Raw genomic sequence first — 26,102 nt, 5'->3', positions numbered from 1 at the left:
CGGGCAGCCTGAGCGACTACTTGCCCGCACCCCGTCACAGTGCGGGGTTGAGCATCGTCATGTCGGCGCTGCAGGAATCTTCGGCGCGCACGACCACCGCGGTGATGTTGTCGCGCCCGCCGCCTTTCAGCGCGAGCTCGACCAGCGTGTCCGCCGCCTGCGGGCAGTCGCCCGCAGCGAGCGCGTTGGCGATGTCCCGCTCGCTCGCGTAATTCGTCAGGCCGTCGCTGCACAGCAGGAAGATGTCGCCGTCGACGACCGGCATCGAGCCTTCGTCGAGTTCGAGCGTGTCGAGGGCGCCGACCGCGCGCGTGACCAGGTTCTGCGCGGACGCGAGCGCTTCGCTGTCGACAAGGCCCCGCGCACGGAGCTCCTCGGCGTGGCTGTGGTCGTGGCTCAGCAGCATCAGCCGGCCGGCGCGATAGAGGTAGATGCGGCTGTCGCCGGCCCACAGGTACGCGCAGAACGGCCCCCAGCCGAGCATGACGACGACGGTGCTGCCGATGATCGGGACTTCGCGCATGGCCGCTTCCGCGCGAAGCTGGCGATTGACGGCCTGCAGGCGTTGTCGCGCCGCGGCGATGAACCTCGTCAGGTCCGCGCACGGCGCGAGACCGTCGATCGCCGACACGATCATGCGGCTCGCCAGCTCGCCCGCGTCATGCCCGCCCATGCCGTCGGCGACAACCCACATGCCGCGCTCGGGGCGGTCGAGGAAGGCGTCCTCGTTGACATTGCGGACCAGGCCCACGTGGCAGCGGGCCGCTGAGGTCCAGCGGATCCGGTCGGCAGGGGGCACGAGGGGTCTCGCCGCCGGCAGGTCGCCGGCTATTCGTGTCGGTCCGGTGTCGATTCGCGGGCCGGGCGCTTGCGGCCGCTATTGGAACAGCAGGGTCGGCACGGCGCGGCGCGGTGCCTGTTCCACCGCAGCGGGGCGAAAAGCTGCGCGGGGTGCTGCGCGCCCGCCCCTCGAACGTCCGCCCAGGCGGGCGCCTCCGCTGATCGCCCGCATTGCCTCGCGGTCGAGCGCCGTGTTTTCCGGCAAGTCCCTGATAACTATGGTGGCCATGGTGTGTTCCTCGAGATTCGTGGTTGGAATGACGATCGCCCGATGCCCCAGTATAGGTCACCGGCGCGACCTGTCCGGAGCGGCATCGCCGCGGTGGCGACGGAAGCCGCAAGGCCTCCGCCGCCGCGTGCGGTGATGCTCCGGTCGCACATCACCGCGGCGTCTACCGCTTGAAGTTGATGGCTGTCTGGGTCGCGGCGACGTTGATGGCCGCATTGGCAGCCGAATTGTCGATGTCGATCACCTGGATCTGATTGTTCATTTGATCCGCGACGAAGATGTTGTTGGTCTGGTAAAAATTGGTGACGGCGCCGAAGCGGGTCGACGCGTGCCCGATATAAGGGCTTATCCATCCATAGACCCACGGCGCGCCTCCCCGACCATTGACGCAGGACATTGTCTTGCGGTCCAGGGTAAGGTCGGTCCGCAGGTCCTTGACGGTGATGGCAGCCATGATGTGCCTCCGGTGCAGCTTTTCTCGAATCCGGTGGAGGCCGTGTCGAGGCCGCCACCGGGATCGGGGTCGTCAGGCCATGCCGCCGAAGAGGTGGCCGAAGAGGTTGCGGTTCTTGCTGTCGCTGTCGTTCGATGCCACCTGCGTCGGCATCGAGTCGACCTGGATGATCACCGGACCGCTGCCGGCAAAGTTTGCGCCGTTGGCGACGGCCACCGGAGCGAACATCGACTGGAAGTTCTGCTGCTGAGTCGCGTTGGCCTGATCGAAGAAGCCGCCGCGGACGGCGGACATGGACTTGCGGTCGAGGGCCTTGTCGAGGGACAGATCCTTGATGGTGAGAGTCGAATTCATGGTAGTTCTCCTGAAACGTTGGTTTGGCAAACAGGCATTGATCCGTCGGAAGCTGGCGGAGACTGTCGTCGCCTCCGCCAGGCTCGTCGCTATTACCAGTAGTAGTGCGGATAGCCGATCTTGTTCTTGCTGTAGCTGTCGTTCGATGCGTACTGCGTCGGCTCGGACGTGACCTGCATATTCACCGGGCCGCTGCCGCCGAAGTTGGCCAAGTTGGCGACTTCGACAGGCGCCGTCATCGTCTGGCCGTTCGCCTGCTGGGTGGCATTGGCCTGATCGAAGAAGCCGCCGCGTACCGCGGACATCGCCTTGCGATCGAGCGCCTTGTCGAGGGACAGGTCCTTGATGATCAGAGTCGAGTTCATGATGGTTCTCCTGCGAGGTTGGTGAGGTATCGATCCGGCAGAGGCTGGCGGAGGCTGGCGGCGCCTCCGCCGGGCTCGTCGGTATTACGCGGCGTAGGGGTAGTAGTGCGAATAGCGGATCTTGTTCGTGTTGTCGGCGTCGTTCCACGCGTCCTGGGTCGGCTTGGACGTGACCTGGAAATTCACCGGGCCGCTGCCGCCGAAGTCCGCGCCGTTGGCGACCGCCACCGGAGCAAACATTTCCTGGAAGTTCCCCTGCTGAGTCGCGTTGGCCTGGTTGCCGACGCCGCCGCGAACCGACGACATGGCTTTGCGATCGAGGGCTTTGTCGAGGGACAGGTCCTTGATGATCAGGCTGGATTTCATGGTCGTTCTCCTGAGAGCTCTGTTACGGGTTGGATTTGCATCGAGCACTTTCGCGCGCTCGACAGACCTATCGCAGAGACCGTGCCAGTTGTCGGGCGAGACCCGAAATTTACTTGCAATACATTGAAAACACAGCGTTATTTTTATCGATTCCGGAGATTCTGCGCCGCGGTCGTGGCGCGCGGCGACGTGCTGTGATGGTTTTCGTCGAACAGGTTGCCGCAATTCTGTGTGCTGATTAGCAACAGTCTGGTTCGCCCTCTCCGCTTAAGCTCACCTTAATCTTCCCGGTACAGACTTTCGGCTGGTGATGGGGGGCACCGCCACCCGACCGACCCCTTTCCGGAGCGACCACAGCCGATGAACCTGCCGCCGTTCAATGAGGGCGAACTTGCCGCCCAGCAGCGCTGGAACACCCGCACGATTTGGGACGACGCCCGCCGCCGGCGCCTGCTGTGGGACCACATCCCGGGCGAATTCCACGCCCGCCTGGAAAACGCGCCGTTCTTCTTCCTCGCAACCAGCTCGCCCGATGGCCGCTGCGACTGCTCGTTCAAGGGCGGCGGGCCCGGACTGTTGCGCATCCTCGACGAAAGGCGCTTCGTCTTTGCCGATTTCGACGGCAATGGCGCCTTCATGAGCCTTGGGAATATCCTGTCGAATCCGCATGTCGGCTGCCTGTTCATCGATTTCACCGACGGCGGCCGCCTGCGCGTCAACGGCAAGGCGACCATCCACGATGCGGGCGAACTGCTGGCCCTCTTTCCGGGGAGCACGCGCGTAGTGGTGGTCGACATCGAGCAGGTGGTGCCGAACTGCCCGAACCACGTTCCCCGGCTGGGCCCTTTGCCATGAGCGCGACAGCACCGAAAATGCGCAGCGGCGGAGACTACCGGATCGCCGTCAACGCCGAATGGACGAGCAAGTGCAACGCGCTGTGCCCGATGTGCCCGCGCGAGCTGATCGAGCACCCTCAGCTCATGAAGCGCGAGACCTGGCAGCAGGTGCTCGGGCGGCTGTCGCCGGAGCGGGTTTTCCGCGTCGTCATCGCCGGGTATGGCGAGCCGACCACGCACAAGGGGTTCTTCGAGTTTGTCGACGACCTTCGCGGCCATCCGGTGCGCTTCGACATGGTCAGCAACGGACACCTGCTCGACCCCGACAAGCTCCGCCATCTCGATGGCGCGATCGAACTGCTGCTGGTGTCCTTTTCCAGTATTGATCCTGCGGTGTATGGACGTGTCCATGTGAACCTCGACCACGCTCGCGTCATGGCGAACATCCAGGCGGCGCAGAAACTGCTCCGGCGCACGCGGCTCGCGATCAGCCTCACGCCGATGCCCGAATGCCTGCCTTCGCTGCCGGAGACGATCGACTGGCTGCGCGCGCAGGGCGTGGATACGCTGACGATGTCGCCGACGCTGTACAACCGCGCCGGCAGCCTGAAGGCTGACGAGCCGGCAACGCGCACGTTGCGCGACCTCATCCGGCGTCATCGATTGCGCTCGCAGGAAATCGATTTCATTCCCGGCGCCCGCGACCTGCTGCGGCAATGGCGCCGCAACCGCTTCCGCTGCATCCCGCGCAACGTCGATGTCTTCGTTTCGGCGGCGGGAGAATATCTGTACTGCTACAACGACATCGGCCACCGGCACGCCATCGGGCACGTGGCGAGCGACAGCCTGGATGAGGTGCTGACGCGGCGCGAGGGCATGGAGCCGATCGCCGAACTGTGCAACGGCTGCAACATGCGCCACCGTTACGGGGCAGCCGAGTTGCTGAGGGCCGGCGCGTCGTTTGCCAAAGCCCGATTCGAGGGCGGGCTCACCGCGCTGCGGTCCGCCTGAGGCGCGTACCCGGTATCGCGTCGTCGCTTCCGTTCGATCGTGCTGGCCGCGGCGGCGATGCCGGCGATGATCCCGCTGTCGCCCCCCCCCTCGTTCCGCCCGGTCGAGGTGATACGATCGCTACCGGTTCGTTGCGCCGCTGCTCCATCGGGCGCTATCGCGCTATTCTTTCGGCCGGTACTGCCGCGCGCAGGACACCGGCAAATACGCCGAAATCCATTTCGACTCGATCCTGAACGCTCTCGCGGCTGTTTTCGCGCGAGCGGAGGTTCCCGATGAAGGCCCCGATTTTCCTCGCTGCCCCGTTGGTTCTGCTGGCGCTGCTGACGGGCTGTTCCGACCCGCCGGTCGCCGACAAGCCGCCGCGCGCGGTGCTCGTGCGCAGCGTCGCCGAGACGTCCGTGCCGACGATGAGCGTGAACGTGTACACGGGCGAAGTCCGCTCGCGCTTCGAAACGGATCTCGCGTTCCGCATCGGCGGCAAGATCACCGAGCGACGCGTCGATGTCGGCGCGCGGATCCGGCGTGGCGACGTGCTCGCGCGGCTCGACCCGCAGGATGCCCGGCTCGCCGCGAACGCCGCCCGCGCGCAGGTCGTCGCGGCCGAAGCGGACGTGGCGCTCGCGCGCAGCGAGTTCGATCGCAGCAAGAGCCTGCGCGAGCGCAATTTCATCAGCGAGTCCGCGCTCGACAGCCGCCGCACCGCGCTGCAGGCGGCGCAGGCGCGCTTGCGCCAGGCGCGCGCCGAAGCGGCCAGCGCCGGCAACCAGGCGGAATACGCGACGCTCGTTGCGGACCACGACGGCGTCGTCATTGCGGCGCCTGCCGAGCCCGGCGAAGTCGTTTCCAGCGGCCAGCCGGTGGTGCGCGTGGCACGGCTCGACGAACGCGAGGTGCTGATCCACGTGCCGGAGAGCCGCGTCGGCGGACTCGCGGCCGGGGCGAAAGCGGTCGTGCGCTCGTGGTCCGATCCGGACCGCGAGTTCGCGGGGGTGATACGCGAAATTGCCCCGGCGGCCGATGCCGCCACGCGCTCGTTCGCAGTGCGGGTCAGCGTCCCGCGCGCCGGCGAGGCGCTCCCGCTCGGGGCGACAGCGAGTGTCGCGTTCGCGTTGGAGGCGGCGGCGCAGACGGTGCTGCCTTTGCCGGCGCTGACCCGCGTCGACGGGCGCGACGTCGTCTGGATCGTCGACGACGCCTCGACGGTGCGCCCGCTCGCGGTCGAAGCCGGCGAGTTCCGCGAGAACGGCGTCGTGATCCGCTCGGGGCTGCCGCCGGGCGCGCGCGTCGTCGTCGCCGGCGTGCATCGCCTGGTCGAGGGCGAAATGGTGCGGCCGGTCGACGAAACCGCCCCCGTCGCGGTGGATGTGAGGCGATGAGCCGCGGCGCCGGGGAGGCGGGCGGCGAACCCCTCGATCACGGGCGCTTCAACATCTCGGCGTGGGGGCTGCGCCACCCGTCGCTGGTGCTGTACTTCATCGTCGTGCTGACGCTGGTCGGGCTTTATTCCTACACCCGGCTCGGCCAGTCCGAAGACCCGCCGTTCACGTTCAAGGTGATGGTCGTGCGCACCGAGTGGCCCGGCGCGAGCGCGCGGGAGGTCGCCGAGCAGGTCACCGACGAAATCGAGAAGAAGCTGCAGGAGGTCGCGCAGGCGGACTATCTGCGCAGCTATTCGAAGCCGGGCGAATCGCTGGTGTTCTTCGCCGCGAAGGATTCGACGCCCGCGGACGAGATTCCGGACGTGTGGTACCAGATCCGCAAGAAGATCGGCGACATCCGCCCCTTGCTGCCGCAGGGGGTGATCGGCCCGTTCTTCAACGACGAGTTCGGCGACACCTACGGCAATGTCTTCGCGCTCGTCGGCGACGGCCTCGACTACGCGGACCTGAAGCGCTACGCCGAGGCGATCCGCAGCGAATTCCTGCGCGTGCCCGACGTCGCCAAGGTGAGCCTGTTCGGCGAGCAGCCCGAGCGCATCTTCATCGAGCTGTCGAACACCAAGCTCGCGACGTTCGGCCTGTCGCTGCGCGACTTCGTCGACGCCCTCGCCGAGCAGAACGCGCTGACCGGCGCGGGCTTCTTCGAGACCGCCGACGAGCGCGTGTGGCTGCGGCCGTCGGGCGCGTTCGACGACGTCAGGGCGATCGCCGACACGCTGATCCGCGCCCAGGGCCGCGCGTTCCGGCTCGGCGACGTGGCCGAGGTCAAGCGCGGCTTCGCCGACCCGCCGGCCGAGCGCATGCGCTTCATGGGCGAGGACGGGCTCGGGCTCGGCGTGTCGATGCGCGCGGGGGGCGACATCATCGCGCTCGGCCGCGGGCTCGACGACGCGGTCGAGCGCATCGGCGCGCAGCTGCCCGTCGGCGTGCGCCTCGAACGCGTCGCCGACCAGCCGCGCACCGTTCAGCGCTCGGTCGGCGAGTTCGTCACCGTGCTCGCCGAGGCGGTCGTCATCGTCATGATCGTCAGCCTCTTGTCGCTCGGTTTTCGCACCGGCGTCGTCGTACTGATCATCATCCCGGTGGTGCTCGCGATCACGTTCCTGTTCATGAACGTCTTCGGCGTCGGCCTGCACAAGATCTCGCTCGGCGCGCTGATCCTCGCGCTCGGCCTGCTGGTCGACGATGCGATCATCGCCGTCGAGATGATGGCGACGAAAATGGAGGAAGGCTGGGAGCGCGCGAAGGCGGCGAGCTTCGCGTATTTTTCCACCGCGATGCCGATGCTGTCGGGCACCCTCGTGACGGCCGCCGGCTTCCTGCCGATTGCGACCGCGGCGTCGTCGACCGGCGAATACACGCGCTCGATCTTCCAGGTCACGGTCATCGCGCTGCTCGTGTCGTGGGTCGCGGCGGTGCTGTTCGTGCCCTACCTGGGCTTCCATCTGCTGCCGGACTTTCGCGCCCGGCGCACCGGGCCGTCACGGCTCGCGCGCGTTGCAGGGCGGCTGTCGCCGCGGCTCGGGCGGTTTTTCGCCGCGCGCGCCGCGTACGGGCACGAGCTGCACGACGAACACGCGATCTACCACACCCCCTTCTACACGCGCCTGCGCGCGCTCGTGACCGGTTGCGTGCGGCATCGCTGGATCGTCATTGCGCTGACGGTGCTGGCCTTCGCCGGGGCGATCGTCGTCTTCGGACGCTTCGTGCCGCAGCAGTTCTTCCCCGATTCGACGCGGCCCGAGCTGCTCGTCGACCTGCGGCTCGCCGAAGGCGTGTCGCACCATGCGACCGACGAAGCGGTGCGGCGCATCGAAGCTTTCCTCGACGAGCAGGAAGGCATCGAGAACTACGTCGCGTGGCTCGGCGGCGGCAGCCCGCGCTTCTACCTGCCGCTCGACCAGGCGCTCGCGCAGACGAACTTCGCGCAGTTCGTCGTCCTCACCGAAGGTCCGGCGGCGCGCGAAGCGGTGCGCACGAAGCTGATCCGCCTCTTCGAGGGAGGGCCGGCCGACGTGCTCGGCGTCGTCAACCGGCTCGAGAACGGCCCGCCGGTCGGTTTCCCGGTGCAATACCGCGTCAGCGGCCAGGACTTCGGCCAGATGCGGCGCATCGCGCACCAGGTCGCGGCGGCGCTGCGGGCGCGCCCGGAGTTGTCGAACGTGCATCTCGACTGGGAGGAGCCGTCGAAACAGGTGCGGCTGAGGATCGACCAGGACAAGGCACGCCTGCTCGGGCTGAGCACGCGCGATATCGCGAACCTGCTCAACACGTCGCTGCAGGGTCTCGCGGTGACGCAGTTCCGCGACGGCACCGAGACGATCGAGGTCGTGCTGCGCGGTGCCGAGTCCGAGCGCGTGCATCTGGGCCTCTTGCCGGACCTCGCGATTCCGACCGCGAGCGGGGCCAGCGTGTCGCTCGCGCAGGTCGCGACGGCCGAATACGGCTTCGAGCAGGGCGTGATCTGGCGGCGCGACCGGCTGCCGACCGTCACCGTGCGCGCGAACCTGTACGGTACGGCGCAGCCGGCGAGCGTCGTCGCCGACCTCGCGCCGGCGATCGACGCGTTGCGCGGGAAACTGCCGCTCGGCTACCGCGTCGAAGTGGGCGGCTCGGCCGAGGAGAGCGCGAAAGGCGGCAGTTCGGTTGCGGCCGGCGTGCCGCTGTTCCTCGTCGTCGTGTTGACCGTGCTGATGCTGCAGCTGCGCAGCTTCTCGCTGGTGTTCATGGTGCTGCTGACGGCGCCGCTCGGCCTGATCGGCGTCACCGCGTTCCTGCTGCTGTTCGGCAAGCCGTTCGGCTTCGTCGCGATGCTCGGCACGATCGCGCTGGCGGGGATGATCATGAGGAACTCGGTGATCCTTATCGACCAGATCCGCCAGGACCGCGAAGCCGGACGCAGCGCGTGGGACGCCGTCGTCGAATCGGCGGTGCGCCGCTTCCGCCCGATCATGCTGACTGCCGCCGCGGCGATCCTCGCGATGATCCCGCTGTCGGACAGCGCGTTCTTCGGCCCGATGGCGGTCGCGATCATGGGCGGCCTGACGGTCGCGACGGTGTTGACGATGCTGTTCCTGCCGGCGCTGTATGCGGCCTGGTACCGCGTCAAGCCGCCGCCGGGCGAGGGCTCCGGGAGTCCCGCGGCGAACATCGCTGCGCCGCAAGTGCGTTAGAATGCGAAGGTTTTTCTCATCCGGTCGCGCACTCTATTAGCGTGTGCTAATATTTGCACAGGAAGCCCAAAATGAATTTCGAACAAGCCCGCTTCAACATGGTCGAGCAGCAGATCCGCCCTTGGGATGTGCTGGATCAGGACGTGCTCGACCTGCTGATGGCGGTCAGGCGCGAGGAGTTCGTTCCCGCCGCCTACAAGACGCTCGCTTTTGCCGATATCGAAATCCCGATCGGCTGCGGCCAGTCGATGCTGAAACCCGTCATCGAAGGCAAGATCCTGCAGGCGCTGCAGGTCAAGCGCGCCGACACCGTGCTCGAAGTCGGCGCCGGTTCCGGCTACTTCGCCGCGCTGCTCGCCGCGTGCTCCGACTGGGTGCGCACGATCGACATCGAGCCCGAGCTCGTCAAGCTCGCTGCTGAAAACCTTGCCCGCTACGGCGTCGAGAACGTCATCGTCGAGGACGGCGACGCGGCCGCGGGGTGGAGCGCCCGCGCCCCCTACGACGTCATCGTCATGTCTGGCGGCCTGCCGATGCTGCCGCCGGCGTTGCTCGCGCAGCTCAAGCTTGGCGGGCGCCTGTTCACATTCGTCGGCGAAGCGCCGGTGATGAAGGCGCGGCTCGTGACCTGTGTCGGCGAAGGGGCGTACAAAAGCGAGGACATTTTCGAAACCGTCGTGCCGATGCTGAAGAACGCGCAGCACCCCGACGAATTCAGGTTCTGAGCAGCGGGCGGCTTCCGCCGGCCGGATCGCGGGCGCACGCCACTGCTGCGAAAGTAAGCGAAACTCCACTTTGGAGGATGTGACGATGCGCCAGATGACTGCTTCCGAACTCGCCGACCGGCTCGCTGACGCGTCGCGCGAAAAACCCGTGCTGCTCGACGTGCGCGAGCCGTGGGAATTCGAAACCTGCCATATCGAGGGTTCACAGCCGATGCCGATGGCGACGGTGCCTGCCCACCTCGGTGAACTCGACGCGGGCGCCGAGACGGTCGTCATCTGCCACCACGGCGCGCGCAGCGCCCAGGTCGGCATGTTCCTCGAGCGCCAGGGTTTCCGCGACGTCATCAATCTGGCGGGCGGCGTCGCAGCCTGGGCGGCGCAGGTCGAACCGGGCATGGCCCGATACTGAATGAAGCGAAGAGTGAAGCCGATGAAGCGGGCGCTGGCAATCTGTGTGACGAGCCTGATCCCGGCAGTGGCGTGGTCCGCCGATCTGCTCGATGTGTATCGCGACGCACTGGCGAACGACGCCCGCTATGCGGCGGCTCGCGCGCAGTTCGATGCCGGCCAGGAAAGGGTCGTCCAGGGCCGTGCAGGCCTGCTGCCGGTGATCGGCGCGTCGGCCGACACGACGTGGAACGACGTCGACAGCAGCCAGTTCGGCGAGCGGCGCTACAACAGCAACGCGTACGGCGTGCAGCTGACGCAGCCGCTGTTCCGCTGGCAGAACTGGGTGCAGTACAAGCAGGGCGAACTGCAGACCGCGCTCGCCGGCGTGCAGTTCGGCGAAGCGCGGCAGGACCTGATCCTGCGCGTGTCGCAAGCCTATTTCGATGTCCTCAACGCCCAGGACGTGCTGGTCGCGCAGACGCAGCTGCGCACCGCTGCGGCCGAACAGCTCGAGCTCGCGAAAGCGAGCTTCGAAGTCGGCACGGTGACGATCACCGATGTACACGAGGCGCAGTCGCGCTTCGATCTCGCCGTGGCACAGGAAATCGCCGCACGCAACGATCTCGACGTGCGCCGCCACACGCTCGCGCAGATCATCGGCAAGGACCCGGAGCCGCTGGCCGGGTTGCGCGGCGGCGTCACGCTGTCGCGGCCGCAGCCGGACAGCATCGTCGAGTGGGCGAGCGCCGCAGAGCAGGGCGCTTATGGCGTGCAGGTGCAGCAGGTGTCGCGCGAGATCGCAGGCCGCCAGGTCGAGCTGGCGCGCGCGGGCCATTATCCGACCGTCGATGTCGTCGCCACCTACGGCCACCAGGGCGGCATCAGCACCAGCAGCAGTTTTGCCGGCGCCGGCGGGCGGACGGAAAGCGATGCGCAGACCGTCGGCCTGCAGTTCAATTTGCCGCTGTTCGCGGGCGGCGCGATTTCGTCGCGCGCGCGTGAAGCGGCGGCGCTGCGGGTCAGGGCCGAAGCCGATCTCGAGGAGGCGCGCCGCAACGCCGCGCTCGCGGCGCGCCAGGCTTATCTCGGCGTGACCAGCGGCATGGCGCAGGTGCGCGCGCTGGAGGCCGCGCAGGTCTCGTCGACGTCGGCGCTCGAGGCGAACCGCCTCGGCTATGAAGTCGGCGTACGGATCAACATCGACGTGCTGAACGCGCAAAGCCAGCTCGCCGACACCTTGCGCCAGCTCGCCCGCGCCCGCTACGACACGCTGCTTGCCCAGCTGCGGCTGAAGGCGGCGGCGGGGACGCTCGGCGAAGAGGACGTCCAGGTGATCAACGCGCTGCTCGCCGAGAGCCCGACGAGCTTTGCGCCGGTGCAACTCGGGCCGGCATCGCGTTAGTCGTCGCCGTCGGCCCAGCGGCATGCCGGCGATGTTTTGCCGGAGCCGACCAACTCTTCGACGATCGTCATCGTTCGTTCGGTCGCCCCACGGTGCGTCGAAGCAAAACCGCGTCCCGCAGCACCGATCGCCTTCCGGCGTGACGGATCCCGGAGCAGCGCGACCGCCGCAGCCATTCCCGCGCCGGGATCGTCCGCGCGCAGCGCGGCGCCCGCCTCGACCGCCTGGTCCGCCACCAGCGCGAAGTTGAACGTATGCGGGCCGAGGACGACCGGGGTGCCGACGGCGCAGGCCTCGATCAGGTTCTGCCCGCCGAACGCCAGCCAGCTGCCGCCGAGCAGCGCGACATCGGCTGCCGCGTAATACGCGAACATCTCCCCCATCGAATCGCCGAGCCACACGCGCGTGTTCGGCCCCACCGGCGTGTCGTCGGAGCGCCGCTGCAAGCTCAGGCCGCGCGCCCGGACCAGCCCGGCGACCTCGTCGAAACGCTCCGGATGCCGCGGCACGAGCGCGAGCAGCGCGTCGTCCGGGGCGCGTGCCGCGAACGCGTCGAGAATCGGCCCCTCCTCCCCCTCGCGCGTGCTCGCGGCGAGGATCACCGGGCGGCCGCCGAAACGCGCGCGGAAAGTGTCGCCGAGCCGCAACAGTGGCTCGGGCGGCGCGATGTCGAACTTGATGTTGCCGGTCACGGCGACCCGCCCGCCGCCGAGCGCCGCGAGCCGCCGTGCATCGGCGTCGGTCTGCGCCGCGATCGCGCTCAAGGCGCCGAGCGTGAGCCCGGTCAGCGCCGGCCAGCGCGCATAGCGCGCCGCAGAACGCTCCGACAGGCGCGCGTTCGCGAGCAGCACCGGCACCTGCCGCCGTCGACAGGCTGCGAGCAGGTTCGGCCACAATTCCGTTTCCATGATCAGCCCGACCTGCGGCCGGAAGCGGCGCAGGAAGCGGGTCGAAAGAAAACCGAGGTCGTACGGCAGATAAACGCGAAGCACGCGTGGATCGTCGCCGAACAGCGCCTTGGAGGTTGCGCGGCCGGTCGGCGTCATGTGCGTCAGCACGACGCTGCGATCCGGCCAGCGTGCGAGCAGCGCCCGCACCAGCGGCTCGGCGGCGCGCGTCTCGCCGACCGACACCGCGTGGATCCAGAACACCGGCGCCGGCGCCGCAACGCGGTAACGCCCGAAACGTTCGCCGACATGCCGCAGATATTCCGGCTGCCGCCGCGCGCGCCACAGCAGACGCAGCAGCACGACCGGCAGCGCGAAAATCCAGAGCAGGGTGTAGAGCAGACGGGCGAGCATCGAAAGAGTCCGAAACGGTTCGGCAGTATAGCGGCGTGCGGCGCGAGCCCGGTTTCGTAACCGGAGGTTGCGCAGGCAGCATTACAACCGGGTATGAGATAATCCACCGCTCGACGCGAGCAGGACGGGCCCGACCATGAAAGTTCTCATCACCGGCGCAGCCGGCTTCATCGGCATGCACACCTGCCAAGTGCTGCTCGCGCGCGGGGACGAGGTGGTCGGCCTGGACAACCTCAATGATTATTACGACCCGCGCCTCAAGGAAGACCGCCTCGCGCGCCTCACGCCGCATCCGCGTTTCCGTTTCGTCAAGCTCGATGTCGCCGACCGCGGCGGTATGGAGCGCCTCTTCGCCGTGGAAGGATTCGATCGCGTCGTCCACCTCGCGGCGCAGGCGGGCGTGCGCTATTCGCTGCAGAACCCGCACGCGTACGTCGACAGCAACCTGGTCGGCTTCATGAACGTCCTCGAAGGCTGCCGCCGCGGCGGCGTGCGGCACCTGGTGTATGCGAGCAGCTCGAGCGTCTACGGCGGCAACACGAAGATGCCGTTCTCCGAGCACGACAGCGTCGATCACCCGGTCAGCATCTACGCCGCGACCAAGAAAGCCAACGAGCTGATGGCGCACACTTACAGCCACCTCTACGGCCTGCCGACCACCGGCCTGCGCTTTTTCACCGTCTACGGCCCGTGGGGCCGCCCCGACATGGCGCTGTTCCTGTTCACGCGGGCGATCCTCGAAGGCCGTCCGATCGACGTCTTCAACCACGGGCTGATGATGCGCGACTTCACCTACATCGACGACATCGTCGAAGGCGTCGTCCGCACGCTCGACCGCGTCGCCGAACCCGATCCGGGTTTCGACGCGCTGCAGCCCGACCCCGCCCGCAGCAACGCGCCGTACCGCGTGTTCAACATCGGCAACCACGATCCGGTCGAACTGATGGCGTTCATCGAAGCGATCGAGGACGCGATCGGCAGGAAGGCAGAGAAGAACTTCCTGCCGCTGCAGGACGGCGACGTGCCGGCGACGTATGCCGATATCGCGGAGCTCGACGCATGGACGGGGTTCGCGCCGGCGACGCCGGTGCCGGAAGGCGTCGCGCGCTTCGTCGCCTGGTATCGCGACTATTACCGCTCCTGAATGGCAGCACGCACCGTCCTCGTCACCGGCGCGACCGGCTTCATCGGCAGCCGGCTCGCGACGGCGCTCGAGGCGCGGGGCGAATACGTTCGAAGGATGTCGCGGCTGGCATTGCCCGGCCCGTCGGCGGTGCGTGCCGACCTGCTCGACCCGGACGCGCTCGACCGCGCATGCCGCGGCGTCGAACTGGTATTCCATTGCGCAGGGCTCGCGCACGCTTTCGACTCGCCCGGTGAAACTGCGGACCGGCGGCACCGCGACGTGAATCTCGCCGGCACCGCGAACCTCGTCGAGGCCGCCGGGCGCCAGGGCGTGGGCGGTTTCGTGTTCCTGTCGAGCGTCAAGGCGATGGGCGCGCCCGGTGCCGCGCTTGTCGATGAGGCCTGGCCGGCGCTGCCGGAAACCGCCTACGGGCGGGCCAAGCGCGACGCGGAGCACGCCGTGCTCGCCGCCGGCCCGCGCTTCGGCATGAGGGTGACCAATCTTCGGTTGGCGATGGTGTATGGCCCCGGCAGCCGGGGAAATCTCGAGCGCATGGCGCGCGGCATCCGCCGGGGCTGGTTCCCGCCGCTGCCCGAGACCGGCGCGAAGCGTTCGCTGGTGCATGTCGACGACGTGCTCGTGGCGATGCTGCTGGTCGCGGATGACGCCCGTGCGGCGGGAAAAACCTACATCGTCGCGGATCCGCGCAGCTACTCGGGCCGCGAGCTGTACGACGCGCTGCGCGCGGCACTGGGGCTGGCGCCGGTCCGCTGGCGCTGTCCCGCGGGCGTCCTTCGATTCGGCGGCGAAATCGGCCATTGGCTCGGGAAGCTGTGTCGCAGGCCGGTTCCACTCGACCGGGCGGCGGTCGAGCGCCTGCTCGGCCCCGAAAGCTACTCGCCGGCGCTGATCGAGCGCGAGCTCGGCTGGCGTGCGCGGGTGTCGCTGCAGCAGGGACTGCAGAAGACATTCGCGGGCTGCGGTGCGGAGCGGGCGCGATGAGCGGGGCAATCGGCTTCATCGCGCTCGCCGCAATGGCTGCGGTGGCCGCGGTGGTCTCGGCGGCCACGATAGCGCTGCGACTGCGTTTTGCCGATCGCGGCGTCGACCAGCCCGGGCATCGGTCGCTCCATGAGCGGCCGACGCCCCACGGCGGCGGGCTCGGCATCGTCGCGGCAACGCTGGCGTGCGGAGGGTGGGCGGGCGCAGCACCGGTATGGCTCATCCCGGTGCTGGTCCTCGCCGCGGTGTCGTGGGCCGACGACTGGCTCGATCTGCCGTTCTGGCTGCGGCTCGGCGTGCATCTGGCATCGGCCGCGGCTGTTGTATTTTTTCACGGCGCGGGATCGCCGCTGCTCGTCGCGCTGCAGGTCATCGTCATTGCGTGGTCGATAAATGCTTACAATTTCATGGACGGCGCCGACGGCCTCGCTGGCAGTATGTCCGCGGTAGGATTCGCCGCTTATGCGATCGGATTCGCGCAGGCCGGACAGGCGGCGCTGGCCGGCCTGTGTATCGCGGTGGCCGCTGCTTCGGCGAGTTTCCTGCTGTTCAACTGGCATCCGGCGCGAATTTTCATGGGCGACGTCGGCGCGATTCCATCGGGTTTTCTTGCCGGCGGCCTCGGTTGGTATGGTTACTCGATCGGCGCGTGGCCGCTGTGGTTTGCGCCGCTCGTGTTCGCGCCGTTTCTGTTCGACGCGACAGTGACCCTGGTTCGCCGGGCGTGCAGGGGTGAGCGGGTGTGGCATGCGCACCGCGAACATTATTATCAACGCATGGTACGCGGCGGCTTCGCCCACGATGCGATGTGCTTGCGCTGGCTGCTCGTGATGCTGGTCGGCGCGTCACTGGCGGTGCTGATGTTGCTGTTCGTCGAGGCGAGCGGATGGATCGGGGCCGCCGCGTGGAGCGCGGTGCTGGTCGTCCTCGGGCGTCGCATCGACCGGCAATGGGATCGTCATATGGAAACGGAGCCCGCAAAATGAACCTGAGCGTCGCGGTGCGCTGGCGTTCGCTGGCGGTATTCGGATTCGACCTCGCGGCAGTTGTCGCCGCCTGGTTCGGGGCCTTCATGTTGCGCTTCAATTTCGAAGGGCTGGGTGCGTACCTGCCCATCGCCAACTACGGGGTGTTGCTGCTGGTACCGGTCGAGGCGGTGGTCTTTCGCGCCGCGGGCCTGTACCGGGGCATCTGGGTGTTCGCGAGCCTGCCCGACCTGCTGCGCATCGGCCGGGCGGTCGGGCTCAGCATGGTGGTGATCGCGCTCGGTGCGGTGTTCCTCGCCCCCGCGCCGGCGCTGCCGCGGTCGCTGCTGCTGATCTATCCGCTGTTGCTGGTGGCGATCATGGGCGGCGGGCGCGCCGCTTACCGTGTTTTCAAGGAGCACCGGGAGTTCGGTGCGCTGCGTGGCGTCGGCAAGCCCGTTCTGGTGCTGGGGGCCGGTCGCGAAGCGGTGAACCTGATCCAGGAGTTGCGCCGCTCGCGCGAGTGGCATGTGGTGGGCCTGCTCGATGACGATCCGGCGAAACGGCAACGCGAGGTCTGTGGCGTGCGGGTGCTGGGGTCCGTGGGCGAGATCGCCGACTGGGCGGACGCGCTGCGGGTCCGCCACGCGATCATCGCCATGCCCGGCGCCAACGCGGAGCGTCACCGCCGGGTTGCAAACCTGTGCGTGCGCGCGGGCGTGCGGGTGTTCATCCTCCCCGCGATCGAGCAGCTGATCGCCGGGCACGACACGCTGTCGCAAATGCGCAGCCTCGACCTCGAGGATCTGCTCGGGCGCGAACCGGTGGAGATCGACACCCCGCAGGTGCGCGAGATGCTCGCGGGGCGGGTGGCGATGGTGACCGGCGCCGGCGGTTCGATCGGCGCCGAACTGTGCCGGCAGATCGCGCGCTTCGGGCCGGCCCAGATCATTGCGTTCGAACTGAACGAGTTCGCGCTGTATACGCTCAGCGAGGAGTTCGCCGAGGAGTTTCCGGAGGTCGGCCTCGTGGCGATCGCTGGTGACGTCAAGGATCGCCGCCGCGTCATGGAAATCCTCGAGCGCCATGCGCCGGCGGTGGTGTTCCACGCCGCGGCCTACAAGCACGTGCCGCTGATGGAAGAGCAGAATGCGTGGCAGGCGGTGCGCAACAACGTCCTCGGCACGTGGATCCTCGCCCAGGCGTCGGCGGCGCTCGGCGTCGAGCGATTCGTCCTCGTGTCCACCGACAAGGCGGTCAACCCGACCAACGTGATGGGGGCGAGCAAGCGTCTGGCGGAGATCATCTGCCAGGAAATGCAGCGCCAGTCGCGCCGGACGCGTTTCGAGATGGTCCGCTTCGGCAACGTGCTCGGCAGCGCCGGCAGCGTCATCCCGAAGTTCCAGGCGCAGATCGAGCGCGGCGGGCCGGTCACCGTCACGCATCCCGAGATCACGCGCTACTTCATGGCGATACACGAGGCGGCGCAACTCGTGCTGCAGGCCGCCGCGATGGGCGAGGGGGGCGAGATCTTCGTCCTCGACATGGGGCAGCCCGTCAAGGTGCTCGATCTCGCCCGCGACATGATCCGCCTGTCCGGCAAGAGCGAGAGCGAAGTCCCCATCGTGTTCACCGGCCTGCGCCCGGGGGAAAAGCTGTTCGAGGAAGTCCTCGCGCACAGCGAACGCACCCGGCCGACTCATCACCCCAAGCTGCGCGTCGCCCGCGCCTCTTTGCCGGACGGCTTCGAGATGGCCGAGATGCTGCAGTGGGTGCGTTCCGGCAACACCCGGACCGACGACGAGGTGCGGCGCGTGCTGCGTCGCTGGGTTCCGGAATATGCACCGTATAATCCCCCGAAGCCTTTCCTCGTGACGGCGAAAATGGCACGCGAAGCATGTTGAGGTAAGTCTGGTCAATCGCGGACCGGCGTCGGCGTTGTAGCACTACTGCCCCCATAAACTAGCCAGTGGCGCAGCCCACAGACCATCTCCAAGCGGCAGGGTCTCCATTCCATCGTAAAGAATCACGCCCAACTTGACCTGTGCCCCCGCGATACTCGCCAGCCGCTTCAAGCCACGAAGATCGCCTTCCCTGACCGTGGCTGCCGCCTTGACTTCCACCCCGATCAGCTGGCCTGCCGCATTCTCGATGACGAAATCCACCTCGAATTGGTCGTGGTCGCGGTAGTAGAGCAACTGGTAATCCCCTTCAGCAGTCGTCGTGTGCTTGAGCAACTCGCCGAAAACAAAGGTCTCCAGTACCTTGCCAAACCGGCCGCGGTCCTGCTGAGCAAGCGCTGGGGTCACGTCCGCCAGCGTGGACAACAGCCCCGAATCGATGAATTGAACTTTCGGCGTCTTCACGACGCGGTTCAGCCGGTTCTTTGCCCAAACCTCAATGCGCTTGAGCAGGTACATTTGCTCAAACACCCCGATGTACCGGGCGGCAGTCTTGTGATCCAGCCCGACTTGGCCGCCCAATTGGGTGTAATTGCACATCTGGCCGGAGACTTGCGCCAGCGCGCGCAGGAACCGGGGTAACTGGTCAAGCTTGTCGATGCCAGCCACATCGCGGACATCCCGCTGAATGATGGCGTCGAGGTACTGGCGGACCCACGCTGTTCTCCGCCTGACCGTAGCGCGGGAAACCGCCTCAGGGTAGCCACCTCGCAGCACCGCCTCCACCAGATCATCCCCGACCATGGCCCGTCGCACCTTCAGTATCTGTCCGGCAAAGGCGCTGTCGATCCAGTTTGCTGTACTGCCGTGCATTTCACTTTGCGACAGAGGCAGCAATGTCAGCGTCTCCATTCGCCCGGCGAGTGAGTCGGCCACGGTCGGTAAAGCCATCAGGTTGGCCGACCCGGTCAGCAGAAAACGACCGGGGCGTCGATCCTCATCCACCGTCTTTTTGATCGCGAGCAACAACTGGGGAGCACGCTGAATTTCATCGATCACCGCGCGATCCAGACTGCGGATCATGCCCACCGGGTCCTCTTTGGCCGCCAGCAACGTGAGCTCGTCGTCGAGTGTGAGGTAGCGCATCCCCTGCGCGGCGATCTGCCGCACCAGGGTGGTCTTGCCTGCCTGCCGAGGACCGGCAACCAGCACGACGGGCGTATCGGCCATTGCTTCGGCAATACGTGCCTCAATCAGCCGTGGGTAAAGAGAGTGCGTGTTGTTCATGGTGAAACATCGTATCGTGCAACAGGGAATCTAGCTGCGTAGATTTGGGAATATTGTCTCGTATATTTGGGATAACGGGCCCCGGAATTTCGAACAGCCGGATGCCTGTCGCGCGCGCCTCGCCGCCGGACGGGTTTGCAATGCCCGAGAGGCTGCAGGGGTTGCGCTCCGGCAACACCCGCGCCGACGACGCGGTGCGGCGCGTGCTGCGCCGCTGGGTTCCGGAATATGCGCCGTATAATTCCCCCCAAGCCTTTCCCCGTTGTGGCGAAAATGGCACGCGAAGCATGTTGAGGTAAGTCCAGGGTGGCAATTTATGCAATCGGTGACATTCAGGGGTGTTACCGCGAATTTCGAGAACTGATCGACCAGTTCGGCTTCGACCCGTCAAGCGACCGCCTGTGGCTGGTCGGCGATCTGGTGAACCGCGGACCCGCGTCGCTCGACACCTTGCGCTTCGTCCAATCGCTCGGCGACGCCGCGGTGAGCGTGCTCGGCAACCACGACCTGTACCTTCTCAAGATCGCCTACACCGGCGCCTCGAGCCGCAAACGCCACGACACGCTGCAGCAGGTGCTCGAGGCCCCGGATCGCGACGAACTCATCGCCTGGTTGCGGACACTGCCGTTGATGCATCTCGAGGGCGGATACGCGATGGTCCATGCCGGGCTGCTGCCCGGGTGGACGGCCGAACGCGCCCGCGCGCTGGCTCGCGAAGTCGAGGCCGCGCTCTCGGGGGATTCCTGCGAAGCGTTCCTGCACCACATGTGGGGCAATTCGCCGAAAGCGTGGCGCGATGACCTCGCCGGGTGGGAGCGGCTGCGGGTGATCGTCAACGCGATGACGCGCATGCGTTTCTGCACGCCCGACGGGCGCATGGAATTCGATGCGAAAGGGCCTCCCGACAGCGCGCCGGCGAATCATCTGCCGTGGTTCGCGCACCCGGACCGCGCCAGCAGCGACACGACCCTCGTCTGCGGCCACTGGTCCGCGCTCGGATTGCGCAGGGAGCCGAACCTGCTCGCCCTCGATTCCGGCTGCGTATGGGGCGAAAAGCTCACCGCGGTGAGACTCGAGGATCGCAAGGTGTTCCAGGTGCATGCGGGGAAGCAGCTTGGGTCGTTCTGAGGCGCTGCCTGCGGGGGAAATCCGTGCGACTGCGCCGCTGCGGCAAGCGAGGCTCGCGCTGATCTCGAGCCAGGCGTATTCGATCCACAATTTCCGTGGTCCGTTGATCCGCGACTGGGTCGCGCGTGGCCTGCAGGTGTTCGCGCTCGCACCCGACTACGATGACGCGAGCCGCGACGCCGTGACCGCGCTCGGCGCCGAACCGGTCGATTACAGCCTCGAGCGGGCCGGCATACGGCCGTTGCGCGACGCGCGCGACATCTTCCGGCTCGTGCGCCTGCTGCGCCGGCTGCAGCCCGACTACGCGTTCACGTATTTCATCAAACCGGTGATATATGGCACCTTCGCGGCGCGCCTCGCCGGCGTGCCGGATCGCTCCGCGATGGTCGAAGGCGCCGGCTATGTCTATTCAGAAGAAAGCCCCGGCTTCTCGCTGCGCCGCCGCGTGCTGCGCGCCGCGGTCAGCGGCTTGTACCGGGCGGGGCTCGCCGCGGCGCATCGCGTGTTCTTCCTCAACCGGGATGATGTCGAACTGTTCGTTCGCAGCCGCATGGTCGCTGCCGAGCGCGCCATCATGCTCGGCGGCATCGGCGTCGATCTCGGCTGGTTCGCCGCCGCGCCGCCGGTCACGGATCCGCCGACTTTCCTCCTCGCGGCCCGGCTGCTCGCCGAAAAGGGTGTCCGCGAGTACGTCGAGGCGGCCCGGCGGGTTCGCGCCATGCATCCTTGCGCACGTTTCATCCTGCTCGGCAGCATCGACGTGAATCCGGGTTCCGTCAGCGAGGCCGAACTGCGTGCGTGGAATGCCGAAGGCGTCGTCGAATGGCGAGGCCATGTCAGCGACGTTCGCCCGGCGATCGCCGAAGCGAGCATCTTCGTCCTGCCGTCGTACTACCGCGAGGGCGTTCCGCGCAGCATCCAGGAGGCCATGGCGATGGGCCGCCCGATCATCACGACCGACATGCCGGGGTGCCGGGATACCGTCGAGCCGGGTGAAAACGGTTGGCTGGTACCGCCGCGCGATGTCGATGCGCTGGTCGATGCGATGATCGGTTTCATCGAGCAGCCCGAGCGAATCGCATCGATGGGGGCCGCGAGCCGGCACCGCGCCGAGGCGCAATTTGACGTGCGCCGCGCGAATGCGCGCATCCTTGCGGCGATGGGGTTTCGTTGATCGCCTGCCTATCCTCATGCAGGCGCCGACCGCGTTCCGGCACGGGATCGCCGGCGCGATAATTTTTCGGTAAGCGGGTAAACTCCCCGCTTCGATTCTGCCCGTGCAAGGCCCCCAAACATGAATGCCCAACCCGCGCCTGCCGAAAACGGCGCCGTTGCGGTCGCATCCCGCCCCCGCCTGGGGGAATTGCTTGTCCGCAGCAATCGCCTGTCAAATCGTGACCTCGAGCAGGCGCTCGCTGCACAGCAGGAAATGGGCGACCTCATCGGCCGCGTTTTGGTACGGCTGGGGTTGCTGTCGGAGATCGACGTCGCCCGTGCGCTGTCCGAACAGCTCGGCATTCCGCTCGCGCAGACACCGGATTTTCCCGACGAACCGGTCGAAGTCCCCGGGGTGTCGGTGGACTATCTGCTGGCGCACGCGGTGCTGCCGCTGCGGGTGGCCGATGGCGGCGTCGCCGTCGCGATGGCGACGCCGCAGGACCCCTTCCTGACCAAGGCGCTGCGGCTCGCTTCGAGCCTGTCCGTGGAGCCCTGGCTGGCGATCGAGTCCGAGCTTCAGTCGGCGCTCGAGCGCCTCTACGCTCCACCGGATGAGGTGGACGAGGACGAAGGAGACGGTTTTCTCGGCGCCGTCGACGGCGACAGCGAATTCATCGAGCACCTCAAGGATCTCGCCAGCGAGGCTCCCGTCATCCGGCTGGTGAACCAGATCATTTCGCGCGTCATCGACCTGCGCGCATCCGACATCCACATCGAACCGTTCGAAGACGGGCTGCACATCCGCTACCGCGTCGACGGCGTGCTGCAGGATGCGGAGCTGGCCGACAGCGGCCTCGCCGCAGCCGTCACGTCGCGGATCAAGCTGCTCGCGCACCTGAACATCGCGGAACGCCGCCTGCCGCAGGACGGGCGCATCAAGAACCGGGTGAAGGGCCACGAACTCGACCTGCGCGTATCGACGCTGCCGACGGTCCACGGCGAGAGCGTCGTGATGCGGGTGCTGGACCGCGCCAGCATCCGGCTCGATCTCGAGGACATGGGTTTCGCGCCCGACAACCTTGCCCGCTACCGTGAACTCATCGACCGTCCGCACGGCATCCTGCTCGTCACCGGCCCCACCGGCTCGGGCAAGACGACGACGCTGTACGCGTCGCTCGCGAAGCTCGATTCGGCCGCGCTGAAGATCCTCACCGTCGAGGATCCCGTCGAATACCAGCTCGAAGGCGTGAACCAGGTGCAGGTGCTGCCGCAGATCGGCATGACCTTCGCCCATGCGCTGCGCTCGATCCTGCGCCAGGACCCGGACATCATCATGATCGGCGAGATGCGCGACACCGAGACCGCGCAGATCGCAGTGCAGTCGGCGCTCACCGGCCACCTCGTGCTGTCGACGCTACACACCAATACCGCTGTCGGAGCGATCATCCGCCTGGAAGACATGGGCGTGGAGCGTTACCTCATTACCTCGTCGGTAAACGGCGTGCTGTCGCAGCGCCTGCTGCGCCAGCTCTGCCCGAACTGCAAGGAAGCCGCCGAACTGCCGGAAGCCGCGGTCAGAAAGGCCGGGCTCGACCGTTTCATGCCCCCGGACAGCCGCACCGTGCAGGTGGCGCGCGGTTGCCCCGCGTGCAAGCACACGGGGTATCGCGGACGCACCTCGATTCACGAGCTCTTCGTCATGGACGATGCCGCGCACCAGGCGATCCTCGCCGGTGCGGACGCGACGACGCTGCACCAGGTCGCCCGCAAGGGCGGCATGCTCACGCTGTACGAGGACGGCCTGCGCAAGGTCGCCGCCGGCATCACGTCGCTCGACGAGCTGCTGCGCGTGACCCAGGATCAGGGCAATGGCTGATTTTGCCTACCGCGCGGCGCAAGCGGACGGCCGCGTTGTCGAAGGGCGTGTCGACGCCGGCAGTCGCGAAGCCGCGATGCGTCTGCTGCGCGGCAAGGGGCTGACGCCGTTGCAGCTCGATGTGACGGAGCGGAGCGGAGCCGGTCTTCATGCCGCTTCGGTGTCAGGGAAGGCCGGCTCCGGGCCGGCGGCGGCGGGGGAGGCGGCTTTCCCCGCGCGGCGGCGCATGCGTCTGTTCTCCGCCGACCGCGGCCCCGACCACACCGACGTCCATAGCATCACCGGGCAACTGTCGGTGATGCTGCGCGCGGGCTTGCCGCTCGATCGTGCGCTGCGCGTGCTGATCGGCATGGGCGGTAAACCTTCGGTCACCGTATTGCTCGAAGACGTGTTCAAGTCGGTCAAGGCCGGCAAGGGGCTGTCCCAGGCGCTGGCCCCGCACCAGGCGCTGTTCGGCGAGTTCTACATCAACATGGTCCGCTCCGGCGAAGCCGGCGGGCAACTGGCCGATGTGCTCGGTCGCCTTGCCGAACACCTCGAGCGCGTCAAGGAACTACGCGAATCGGTGGTTTCGGCGCTGATCTATCCGGCCATACTGGTCGTCGTGGCTGCGATCTCGGTTTTCTTGATGCTCGGCTTCGTCGTGCCGCAATTCGAAAGCCTCTTCGACGACATGGGCGAAGCGCTGCCGCTGCCGACGCGCCTGATCGTCGCCGCCGGCCATCTCGTCGCCGACTGGGGCTGGCTGATCGTGCTCGTCGTTGCCGGCCTCGTCTGGCTCGTGCGCCGCTGGCTCGCCACGCCGGCCGGCCGCGACAAGCGCGACGCGTGGATGCTGCGCCTGCCGGTGCTCGGCGAAGTCACGCGCAAGTACGAAGTCACGCGTTTTGCGCGCAGCATGGGGACGCTGCTGGGTAATGGCGTGCCGATCGTCACCGCGCTGAAGATCGCCGCCGAGACCATGACCAACCAGCGCCTGCGCGCCGCGATGGCCGACGTGGCGCCCGTGATCAAGCAAGGCGGGCGCATGGCGGACGCCCTTGGAAAAACGCAGCTCTTCACCCCGCTCGCCCTCAACATGGTGCGGCTGGGGGAAGAGACCGGTCGGCTGGATGCGATGCTGCAGGAACTGGCACGGGTGCATGATGTGGAAGTGCAGGCGGGCGTGAAGCGGGCGCTGACCCTGCTCGAACCTTTGCTGATCCTGACCCTGGGCGCAGTGATCGCCGGGATCATCGTCTCGATCCTGATGGGCATCCTTTCGGTCAATGATCTGGCGATGTAACGCCGGGCGGATTGCCGGACCGCCCCATCGCCTGCTCCCCGGCGGATGTTTGGGAGCGGCTCGCACCCCGTATACAATGCGACCTTTCGCACCGCAGTGCCCCTGAACTGGAAATACCATGAACCAAGTCAAATCCTATCGCCCTGCCAAGGGTTTTACGCTTGTCGAACTGCTTGTCGTGCTCGCAATTCTGGGGCTGCTCGCCGGGCTGGTCGGTCCGCGGGTGCTCGGGCAACTGGGCGGCGCCAAAAGCAAGACGGCGGCGGTCCAGATCACCGACCTCGAACAGGCGGCGGAGCTGTTCAAGCTCGACGTCGGCCGCTTTCCGACGACGGACGAAGGTCTCAACGCGCTGGCGGCGAAACCCGCCACTGCCAATGGCTGGAACGGCCCTTACCTGAAGAAGGGCGGCGTGCCGAAAGACCCCTGGGGCAATGCGTACCACTACGAAGCGCCCGGCAAGCGCGGGGATATCGACATCTATTCGCTCGGGGCGGATGGCGCCCCCGGTGGGGAGGGCGAGAACGTCGACGTCGGTAACTGGGAATCCTGAACGCCCGGCACGTTCCCGCCGTTGACATGTCGTTCAATTCGTCGGGAAGTGCGCTGCGGCCTGCGCAGCCGGCAGGCGGTTTCACCCTTGTGGAGCTCATTGTCGCTTTTGCCGTAGCGACGCTGATCATGGCTGCGACGCCGCTCGCGGTCATGAAGGTCCGGGATGCAGTCCAATATCGCAGCACGGTGCGCAACGTCATGTCGGAACTTCGATTGGCACGCAATCAATCCGTATTGAGCGGACGACCGGTTGCCTTCGAGGTCAATGTCGGAACTCGACAATTTGGCACCGGATCGACTGGCCGCCCAATTCCGGAAGGGCTCGGCTTTGATGCCGTCGTCGCGGCAAACGAGATATCGACGGATGGAGGGGCACGCATCCGCTTCTTCCCCGACGGCAGTTCCACCGGCGGCTCCGTCATGATTTTCCGTCAGCCTCAGGGTGACGGCGTTCGACTCCGGGTCGACTGGTTGCTGGGCCGGGTGACACAGGAGCCGCTGGATGTTTCCCGATAGGCCTTGCGCATCGCGGCAGCGAGGATTTTCTCTGCTCGAAGTCCTTGTCGCATTCACCATCATGGCGTTGTCGCTCGGCGTGCTGTACCGGGCCGCGGGCGGCAGTGTGAGCACCGCCGCTCACGGAGAGCGTCACGGCCACGCGGTGCTCATCGCGGAGTCCCTGCTTGCGCGTTTCGACGTCGTGCCCATGGCAGGAATCAACGAATCGGGCCGAACGGATGACGGCTTTCAGTGGCGGGTGGACTCCCGCCCTTACGCAACGGATGGCGCTGAAGGCGGGACAGAGGCGGTTCGCTGGCCGTTCCATGCCCTGCGCGTGGAGGTTCAGTGGCGTGACATGGGGCGCGAGCATTCGGTATCGCTCCAGACGGTCCTTCCGCAGGACGAGGCTCCGGGGTCGTCACGTTAGCAT

26 protein-coding genes are annotated in these 26,102 nt (G+C 67.1%); 18 read left to right on the top strand and 8 right to left on the bottom strand.

The window, feature by feature from the left end; translation table 11 throughout:
• Positions 1-34 precede the first annotated feature (34 nt).
• The 6 genes from GO606_RS21275 to GO606_RS21250 all read right to left on the bottom strand — a co-directional run bounded on the left by GO606_RS21275 (position 35) and on the right by GO606_RS21250 (position 2,608).
• The gene (locus GO606_RS21275; RefSeq protein WP_169118598.1) at positions 35-799 is read right to left on the bottom strand and encodes a PP2C family protein-serine/threonine phosphatase; all 765 of its coding nucleotides are present in this window, start codon (positions 797-799) and stop codon (positions 35-37) included.
• A 78-nt stretch (positions 800-877) separates the two neighbouring features.
• On the bottom strand, positions 878-1,069 hold the full coding sequence (locus tag GO606_RS21270) for a hypothetical protein (protein WP_169118597.1): 192 nt from the start codon (positions 1,067-1,069) through the stop codon (positions 878-880).
• 163 nt (positions 1,070-1,232) lie between these two features.
• Positions 1,233-1,523: a hypothetical protein gene (locus GO606_RS21265; protein ID WP_169118596.1), complete on the bottom strand. Its 291-nt coding sequence runs from the start codon at positions 1,521-1,523 to the stop codon at positions 1,233-1,235.
• Positions 1,524-1,595: 72 nt separating this feature from the next.
• On the bottom strand, positions 1,596-1,877 hold the full coding sequence (locus GO606_RS21260; protein WP_169118563.1) for a hypothetical protein: 282 nt from the start codon (positions 1,875-1,877) through the stop codon (positions 1,596-1,598).
• Positions 1,878-1,969: 92 nt separating this feature from the next.
• Entirely contained in the window at positions 1,970-2,242 is a 273-nt protein-coding gene (locus tag GO606_RS21255) for a hypothetical protein (protein ID WP_169118562.1), read from the bottom strand.
• Positions 2,243-2,326: 84 nt separating this feature from the next.
• Complete coding sequence (locus GO606_RS21250) at positions 2,327-2,608, bottom strand: hypothetical protein (protein WP_169118595.1); 282 nt, start codon at positions 2,606-2,608, stop codon at positions 2,327-2,329.
• A gap of 360 nt (positions 2,609-2,968) precedes the next feature.
• Here GO606_RS21250 and GO606_RS21245 point away from each other — a divergent pair, with 360 nt between their 5' ends.
• From GO606_RS21245 to GO606_RS21215, 7 genes are all read left to right on the top strand, one after another.
• A complete protein-coding gene (locus GO606_RS21245; protein WP_169118594.1) occupies positions 2,969-3,463 on the top strand; it encodes a pyridoxamine 5'-phosphate oxidase family protein in 495 nt (164 codons plus the stop codon).
• Positions 3,460-4,455 (top strand): radical SAM protein, encoded by a 996-nt coding sequence (locus GO606_RS21240; protein WP_169118593.1) that lies wholly within the window; start codon positions 3,460-3,462, stop codon positions 4,453-4,455. Before GO606_RS21245 ends, GO606_RS21240 begins: the two co-directional genes overlap by 4 nt.
• Before the next feature lie 275 nt (positions 4,456-4,730).
• The gene (locus GO606_RS21235) at positions 4,731-5,834 is read left to right on the top strand and encodes an efflux RND transporter periplasmic adaptor subunit (RefSeq protein ID WP_168953630.1); all 1,104 of its coding nucleotides are present in this window, start codon (positions 4,731-4,733) and stop codon (positions 5,832-5,834) included.
• Positions 5,831-9,070 (top strand): efflux RND transporter permease subunit, encoded by a 3,240-nt coding sequence (locus GO606_RS21230; protein WP_169118592.1) that lies wholly within the window; start codon positions 5,831-5,833, stop codon positions 9,068-9,070. The genes GO606_RS21235 and GO606_RS21230 overlap by 4 nt, the downstream gene beginning before the upstream one ends.
• Positions 9,071-9,141: 71 nt before the next feature.
• Positions 9,142-9,795 carry a protein-L-isoaspartate O-methyltransferase family protein gene (locus GO606_RS21225; protein ID WP_169118591.1) on the top strand — a complete coding sequence of 218 codons (654 nt, stop codon included), beginning with the start codon at positions 9,142-9,144 and terminating at the stop codon, positions 9,793-9,795.
• 85 nt (positions 9,796-9,880) lie between these two features.
• Positions 9,881-10,204: a rhodanese-like domain-containing protein gene (locus GO606_RS21220; RefSeq protein WP_168953627.1), complete on the top strand. Its 324-nt coding sequence runs from the start codon at positions 9,881-9,883 to the stop codon at positions 10,202-10,204.
• A gap of 21 nt (positions 10,205-10,225) precedes the next feature.
• Positions 10,226-11,587, top strand: a complete 1,362-nt coding sequence (locus GO606_RS21215) for a TolC family outer membrane protein (protein ID WP_169118611.1) — start codon at positions 10,226-10,228, stop codon at positions 11,585-11,587.
• Here the strand turns inward: GO606_RS21215 and waaA are convergent.
• Positions 11,584-12,888, bottom strand: coding sequence for a lipid IV(A) 3-deoxy-D-manno-octulosonic acid transferase (gene waaA / locus GO606_RS21210; RefSeq protein WP_169118590.1), 1,305 nt, complete (start codon positions 12,886-12,888; stop codon positions 11,584-11,586). The two genes, GO606_RS21215 and waaA, sit on opposite strands and share 4 nt — an antisense overlap.
• A gap of 136 nt (positions 12,889-13,024) precedes the next feature.
• Between waaA and GO606_RS21205 the strand changes: the two genes are divergently transcribed.
• The 4 genes from GO606_RS21205 to GO606_RS21190 are packed head-to-tail and all read left to right on the top strand — an operon-like array spanning position 13,025 to position 17,885.
• Positions 13,025-14,032 carry an NAD-dependent epimerase gene (locus GO606_RS21205; protein WP_169118589.1) on the top strand — a complete coding sequence of 336 codons (1,008 nt, stop codon included), beginning with the start codon at positions 13,025-13,027 and terminating at the stop codon, positions 14,030-14,032.
• On the top strand, positions 14,033-15,016 hold the full coding sequence (locus tag GO606_RS21200; RefSeq protein WP_169118588.1) for a UDP-glucose 4-epimerase family protein: 984 nt from the start codon (positions 14,033-14,035) through the stop codon (positions 15,014-15,016). It abuts the gene before it with no gap.
• Complete coding sequence (locus GO606_RS21195; RefSeq protein ID WP_169118587.1) at positions 15,013-16,002, top strand: MraY family glycosyltransferase; 990 nt, start codon at positions 15,013-15,015, stop codon at positions 16,000-16,002. The genes GO606_RS21200 and GO606_RS21195 overlap by 4 nt, the downstream gene beginning before the upstream one ends.
• Positions 15,999-17,885 carry a polysaccharide biosynthesis protein gene (locus GO606_RS21190; protein ID WP_169118586.1) on the top strand — a complete coding sequence of 629 codons (1,887 nt, stop codon included), beginning with the start codon at positions 15,999-16,001 and terminating at the stop codon, positions 17,883-17,885. Before GO606_RS21195 ends, GO606_RS21190 begins: the two co-directional genes overlap by 4 nt.
• A 42-nt stretch (positions 17,886-17,927) precedes the next feature.
• Here GO606_RS21190 and GO606_RS21185 read toward each other — a convergent pair whose 3' ends face one another.
• The gene (locus GO606_RS21185; protein WP_169118585.1) at positions 17,928-19,169 is read right to left on the bottom strand and encodes an ATP-binding protein; all 1,242 of its coding nucleotides are present in this window, start codon (positions 19,167-19,169) and stop codon (positions 17,928-17,930) included.
• Between the two features lie 306 nt (positions 19,170-19,475).
• On the opposite strand from GO606_RS21185, the gene GO606_RS21180 reads away from it, so the two are divergent.
• From GO606_RS21180 to GO606_RS21150, 7 genes are all read left to right on the top strand, one after another.
• A complete protein-coding gene (locus GO606_RS21180; protein ID WP_169118584.1) occupies positions 19,476-20,297 on the top strand; it encodes a symmetrical bis(5'-nucleosyl)-tetraphosphatase in 822 nt (273 codons plus the stop codon).
• Positions 20,284-21,471: a glycosyltransferase family 4 protein gene (locus tag GO606_RS21175; RefSeq protein ID WP_169118583.1), complete on the top strand. Its 1,188-nt coding sequence runs from the start codon at positions 20,284-20,286 to the stop codon at positions 21,469-21,471. The genes GO606_RS21180 and GO606_RS21175 overlap by 14 nt, the downstream gene beginning before the upstream one ends.
• A gap of 120 nt (positions 21,472-21,591) precedes the next feature.
• Positions 21,592-23,331: a type II secretion system ATPase GspE gene (gene gspE / locus GO606_RS21170; protein ID WP_169118582.1), complete on the top strand. Its 1,740-nt coding sequence runs from the start codon at positions 21,592-21,594 to the stop codon at positions 23,329-23,331.
• Positions 23,324-24,616, top strand: coding sequence for a type II secretion system F family protein (locus tag GO606_RS21165; RefSeq protein ID WP_169118581.1), 1,293 nt, complete (start codon positions 23,324-23,326; stop codon positions 24,614-24,616). The genes gspE and GO606_RS21165 overlap by 8 nt, the downstream gene beginning before the upstream one ends.
• Positions 24,617-24,734: 118 nt before the next feature.
• Positions 24,735-25,169 carry a type II secretion system major pseudopilin GspG gene (gene gspG, locus GO606_RS21160; RefSeq protein ID WP_169118580.1) on the top strand — a complete coding sequence of 145 codons (435 nt, stop codon included), beginning with the start codon at positions 24,735-24,737 and terminating at the stop codon, positions 25,167-25,169.
• A gap of 26 nt (positions 25,170-25,195) precedes the next feature.
• Positions 25,196-25,687: a GspH/FimT family pseudopilin gene (locus GO606_RS21155; RefSeq protein ID WP_169118579.1), complete on the top strand. Its 492-nt coding sequence runs from the start codon at positions 25,196-25,198 to the stop codon at positions 25,685-25,687.
• Positions 25,674-26,099 carry a type IV pilus modification PilV family protein gene (locus GO606_RS21150; RefSeq protein WP_169118578.1) on the top strand — a complete coding sequence of 142 codons (426 nt, stop codon included), beginning with the start codon at positions 25,674-25,676 and terminating at the stop codon, positions 26,097-26,099. The genes GO606_RS21155 and GO606_RS21150 overlap by 14 nt, the downstream gene beginning before the upstream one ends.
• The last annotated feature ends 3 nt before the right edge of the window (positions 26,100-26,102 follow it).

Origin of the sequence: Aromatoleum anaerobium (assembly GCF_012910705.2) — a bacterium.
Classification (GTDB): domain Bacteria; phylum Pseudomonadota; class Gammaproteobacteria; order Burkholderiales; family Rhodocyclaceae; genus Aromatoleum; species Aromatoleum anaerobium.
This window is presented reverse-complemented; position numbering and strand designations above follow the sequence as displayed.

What these genes read in the sequence shown, in the direction of transcription:
- GO606_RS21270 (WP_169118597.1), bottom strand. Translation starts at nt 1,069, where the DNA reads ATGGCCACCATAGTTATCAGGGACTTGCCGGAAAACACGGCGCTCGAC.
- GO606_RS21265 (WP_169118596.1), bottom strand. Translation starts at nt 1,523, where the DNA reads ATGGCTGCCATCACCGTCAAGGACCTGCGGACCGACCTTACCCTGGAC.
- GO606_RS21260 (WP_169118563.1), bottom strand. Translation starts at nt 1,877, where the DNA reads ATGAATTCGACTCTCACCATCAAGGATCTGTCCCTCGACAAGGCCCTC.
- GO606_RS21255 (WP_169118562.1), bottom strand. Translation starts at nt 2,242, where the DNA reads ATGAACTCGACTCTGATCATCAAGGACCTGTCCCTCGACAAGGCGCTC.
- GO606_RS21250 (WP_169118595.1), bottom strand. Translation starts at nt 2,608, where the DNA reads ATGAAATCCAGCCTGATCATCAAGGACCTGTCCCTCGACAAAGCCCTC.
- GO606_RS21245 (WP_169118594.1), top strand. Translation starts at nt 2,969, where the DNA reads ATGAACCTGCCGCCGTTCAATGAGGGCGAACTTGCCGCCCAGCAGCGC.
- GO606_RS21240 (WP_169118593.1), top strand. Translation starts at nt 3,460, where the DNA reads ATGAGCGCGACAGCACCGAAAATGCGCAGCGGCGGAGACTACCGGATC.
- GO606_RS21235 (WP_168953630.1), top strand. Translation starts at nt 4,731, where the DNA reads ATGAAGGCCCCGATTTTCCTCGCTGCCCCGTTGGTTCTGCTGGCGCTG.
- GO606_RS21230 (WP_169118592.1), top strand. Translation starts at nt 5,831, where the DNA reads ATGAGCCGCGGCGCCGGGGAGGCGGGCGGCGAACCCCTCGATCACGGG.
- GO606_RS21225 (WP_169118591.1), top strand. Translation starts at nt 9,142, where the DNA reads ATGAATTTCGAACAAGCCCGCTTCAACATGGTCGAGCAGCAGATCCGC.
- GO606_RS21220 (WP_168953627.1), top strand. Translation starts at nt 9,881, where the DNA reads ATGCGCCAGATGACTGCTTCCGAACTCGCCGACCGGCTCGCTGACGCG.
- GO606_RS21215 (WP_169118611.1), top strand. Translation starts at nt 10,226, where the DNA reads ATGAAGCGGGCGCTGGCAATCTGTGTGACGAGCCTGATCCCGGCAGTG.
- waaA (WP_169118590.1), bottom strand. Translation starts at nt 12,888, where the DNA reads ATGCTCGCCCGTCTGCTCTACACCCTGCTCTGGATTTTCGCGCTGCCG.
- GO606_RS21205 (WP_169118589.1), top strand. Translation starts at nt 13,025, where the DNA reads ATGAAAGTTCTCATCACCGGCGCAGCCGGCTTCATCGGCATGCACACC.
- GO606_RS21200 (WP_169118588.1), top strand. Translation starts at nt 14,033, where the DNA reads ATGGCAGCACGCACCGTCCTCGTCACCGGCGCGACCGGCTTCATCGGC.
- GO606_RS21195 (WP_169118587.1), top strand. Translation starts at nt 15,013, where the DNA reads ATGAGCGGGGCAATCGGCTTCATCGCGCTCGCCGCAATGGCTGCGGTG.
- GO606_RS21190 (WP_169118586.1), top strand. Translation starts at nt 15,999, where the DNA reads ATGAACCTGAGCGTCGCGGTGCGCTGGCGTTCGCTGGCGGTATTCGGA.
- GO606_RS21185 (WP_169118585.1), bottom strand. Translation starts at nt 19,169, where the DNA reads ATGAACAACACGCACTCTCTTTACCCACGGCTGATTGAGGCACGTATT.
- gspE (WP_169118582.1), top strand. Translation starts at nt 21,592, where the DNA reads ATGAATGCCCAACCCGCGCCTGCCGAAAACGGCGCCGTTGCGGTCGCA.
- GO606_RS21165 (WP_169118581.1), top strand. Translation starts at nt 23,324, where the DNA reads ATGGCTGATTTTGCCTACCGCGCGGCGCAAGCGGACGGCCGCGTTGTC.
- gspG (WP_169118580.1), top strand. Translation starts at nt 24,735, where the DNA reads ATGAACCAAGTCAAATCCTATCGCCCTGCCAAGGGTTTTACGCTTGTC.
- GO606_RS21155 (WP_169118579.1), top strand. Translation starts at nt 25,196, where the DNA reads ATGTCGTTCAATTCGTCGGGAAGTGCGCTGCGGCCTGCGCAGCCGGCA.
- GO606_RS21150 (WP_169118578.1), top strand. Translation starts at nt 25,674, where the DNA reads ATGTTTCCCGATAGGCCTTGCGCATCGCGGCAGCGAGGATTTTCTCTG.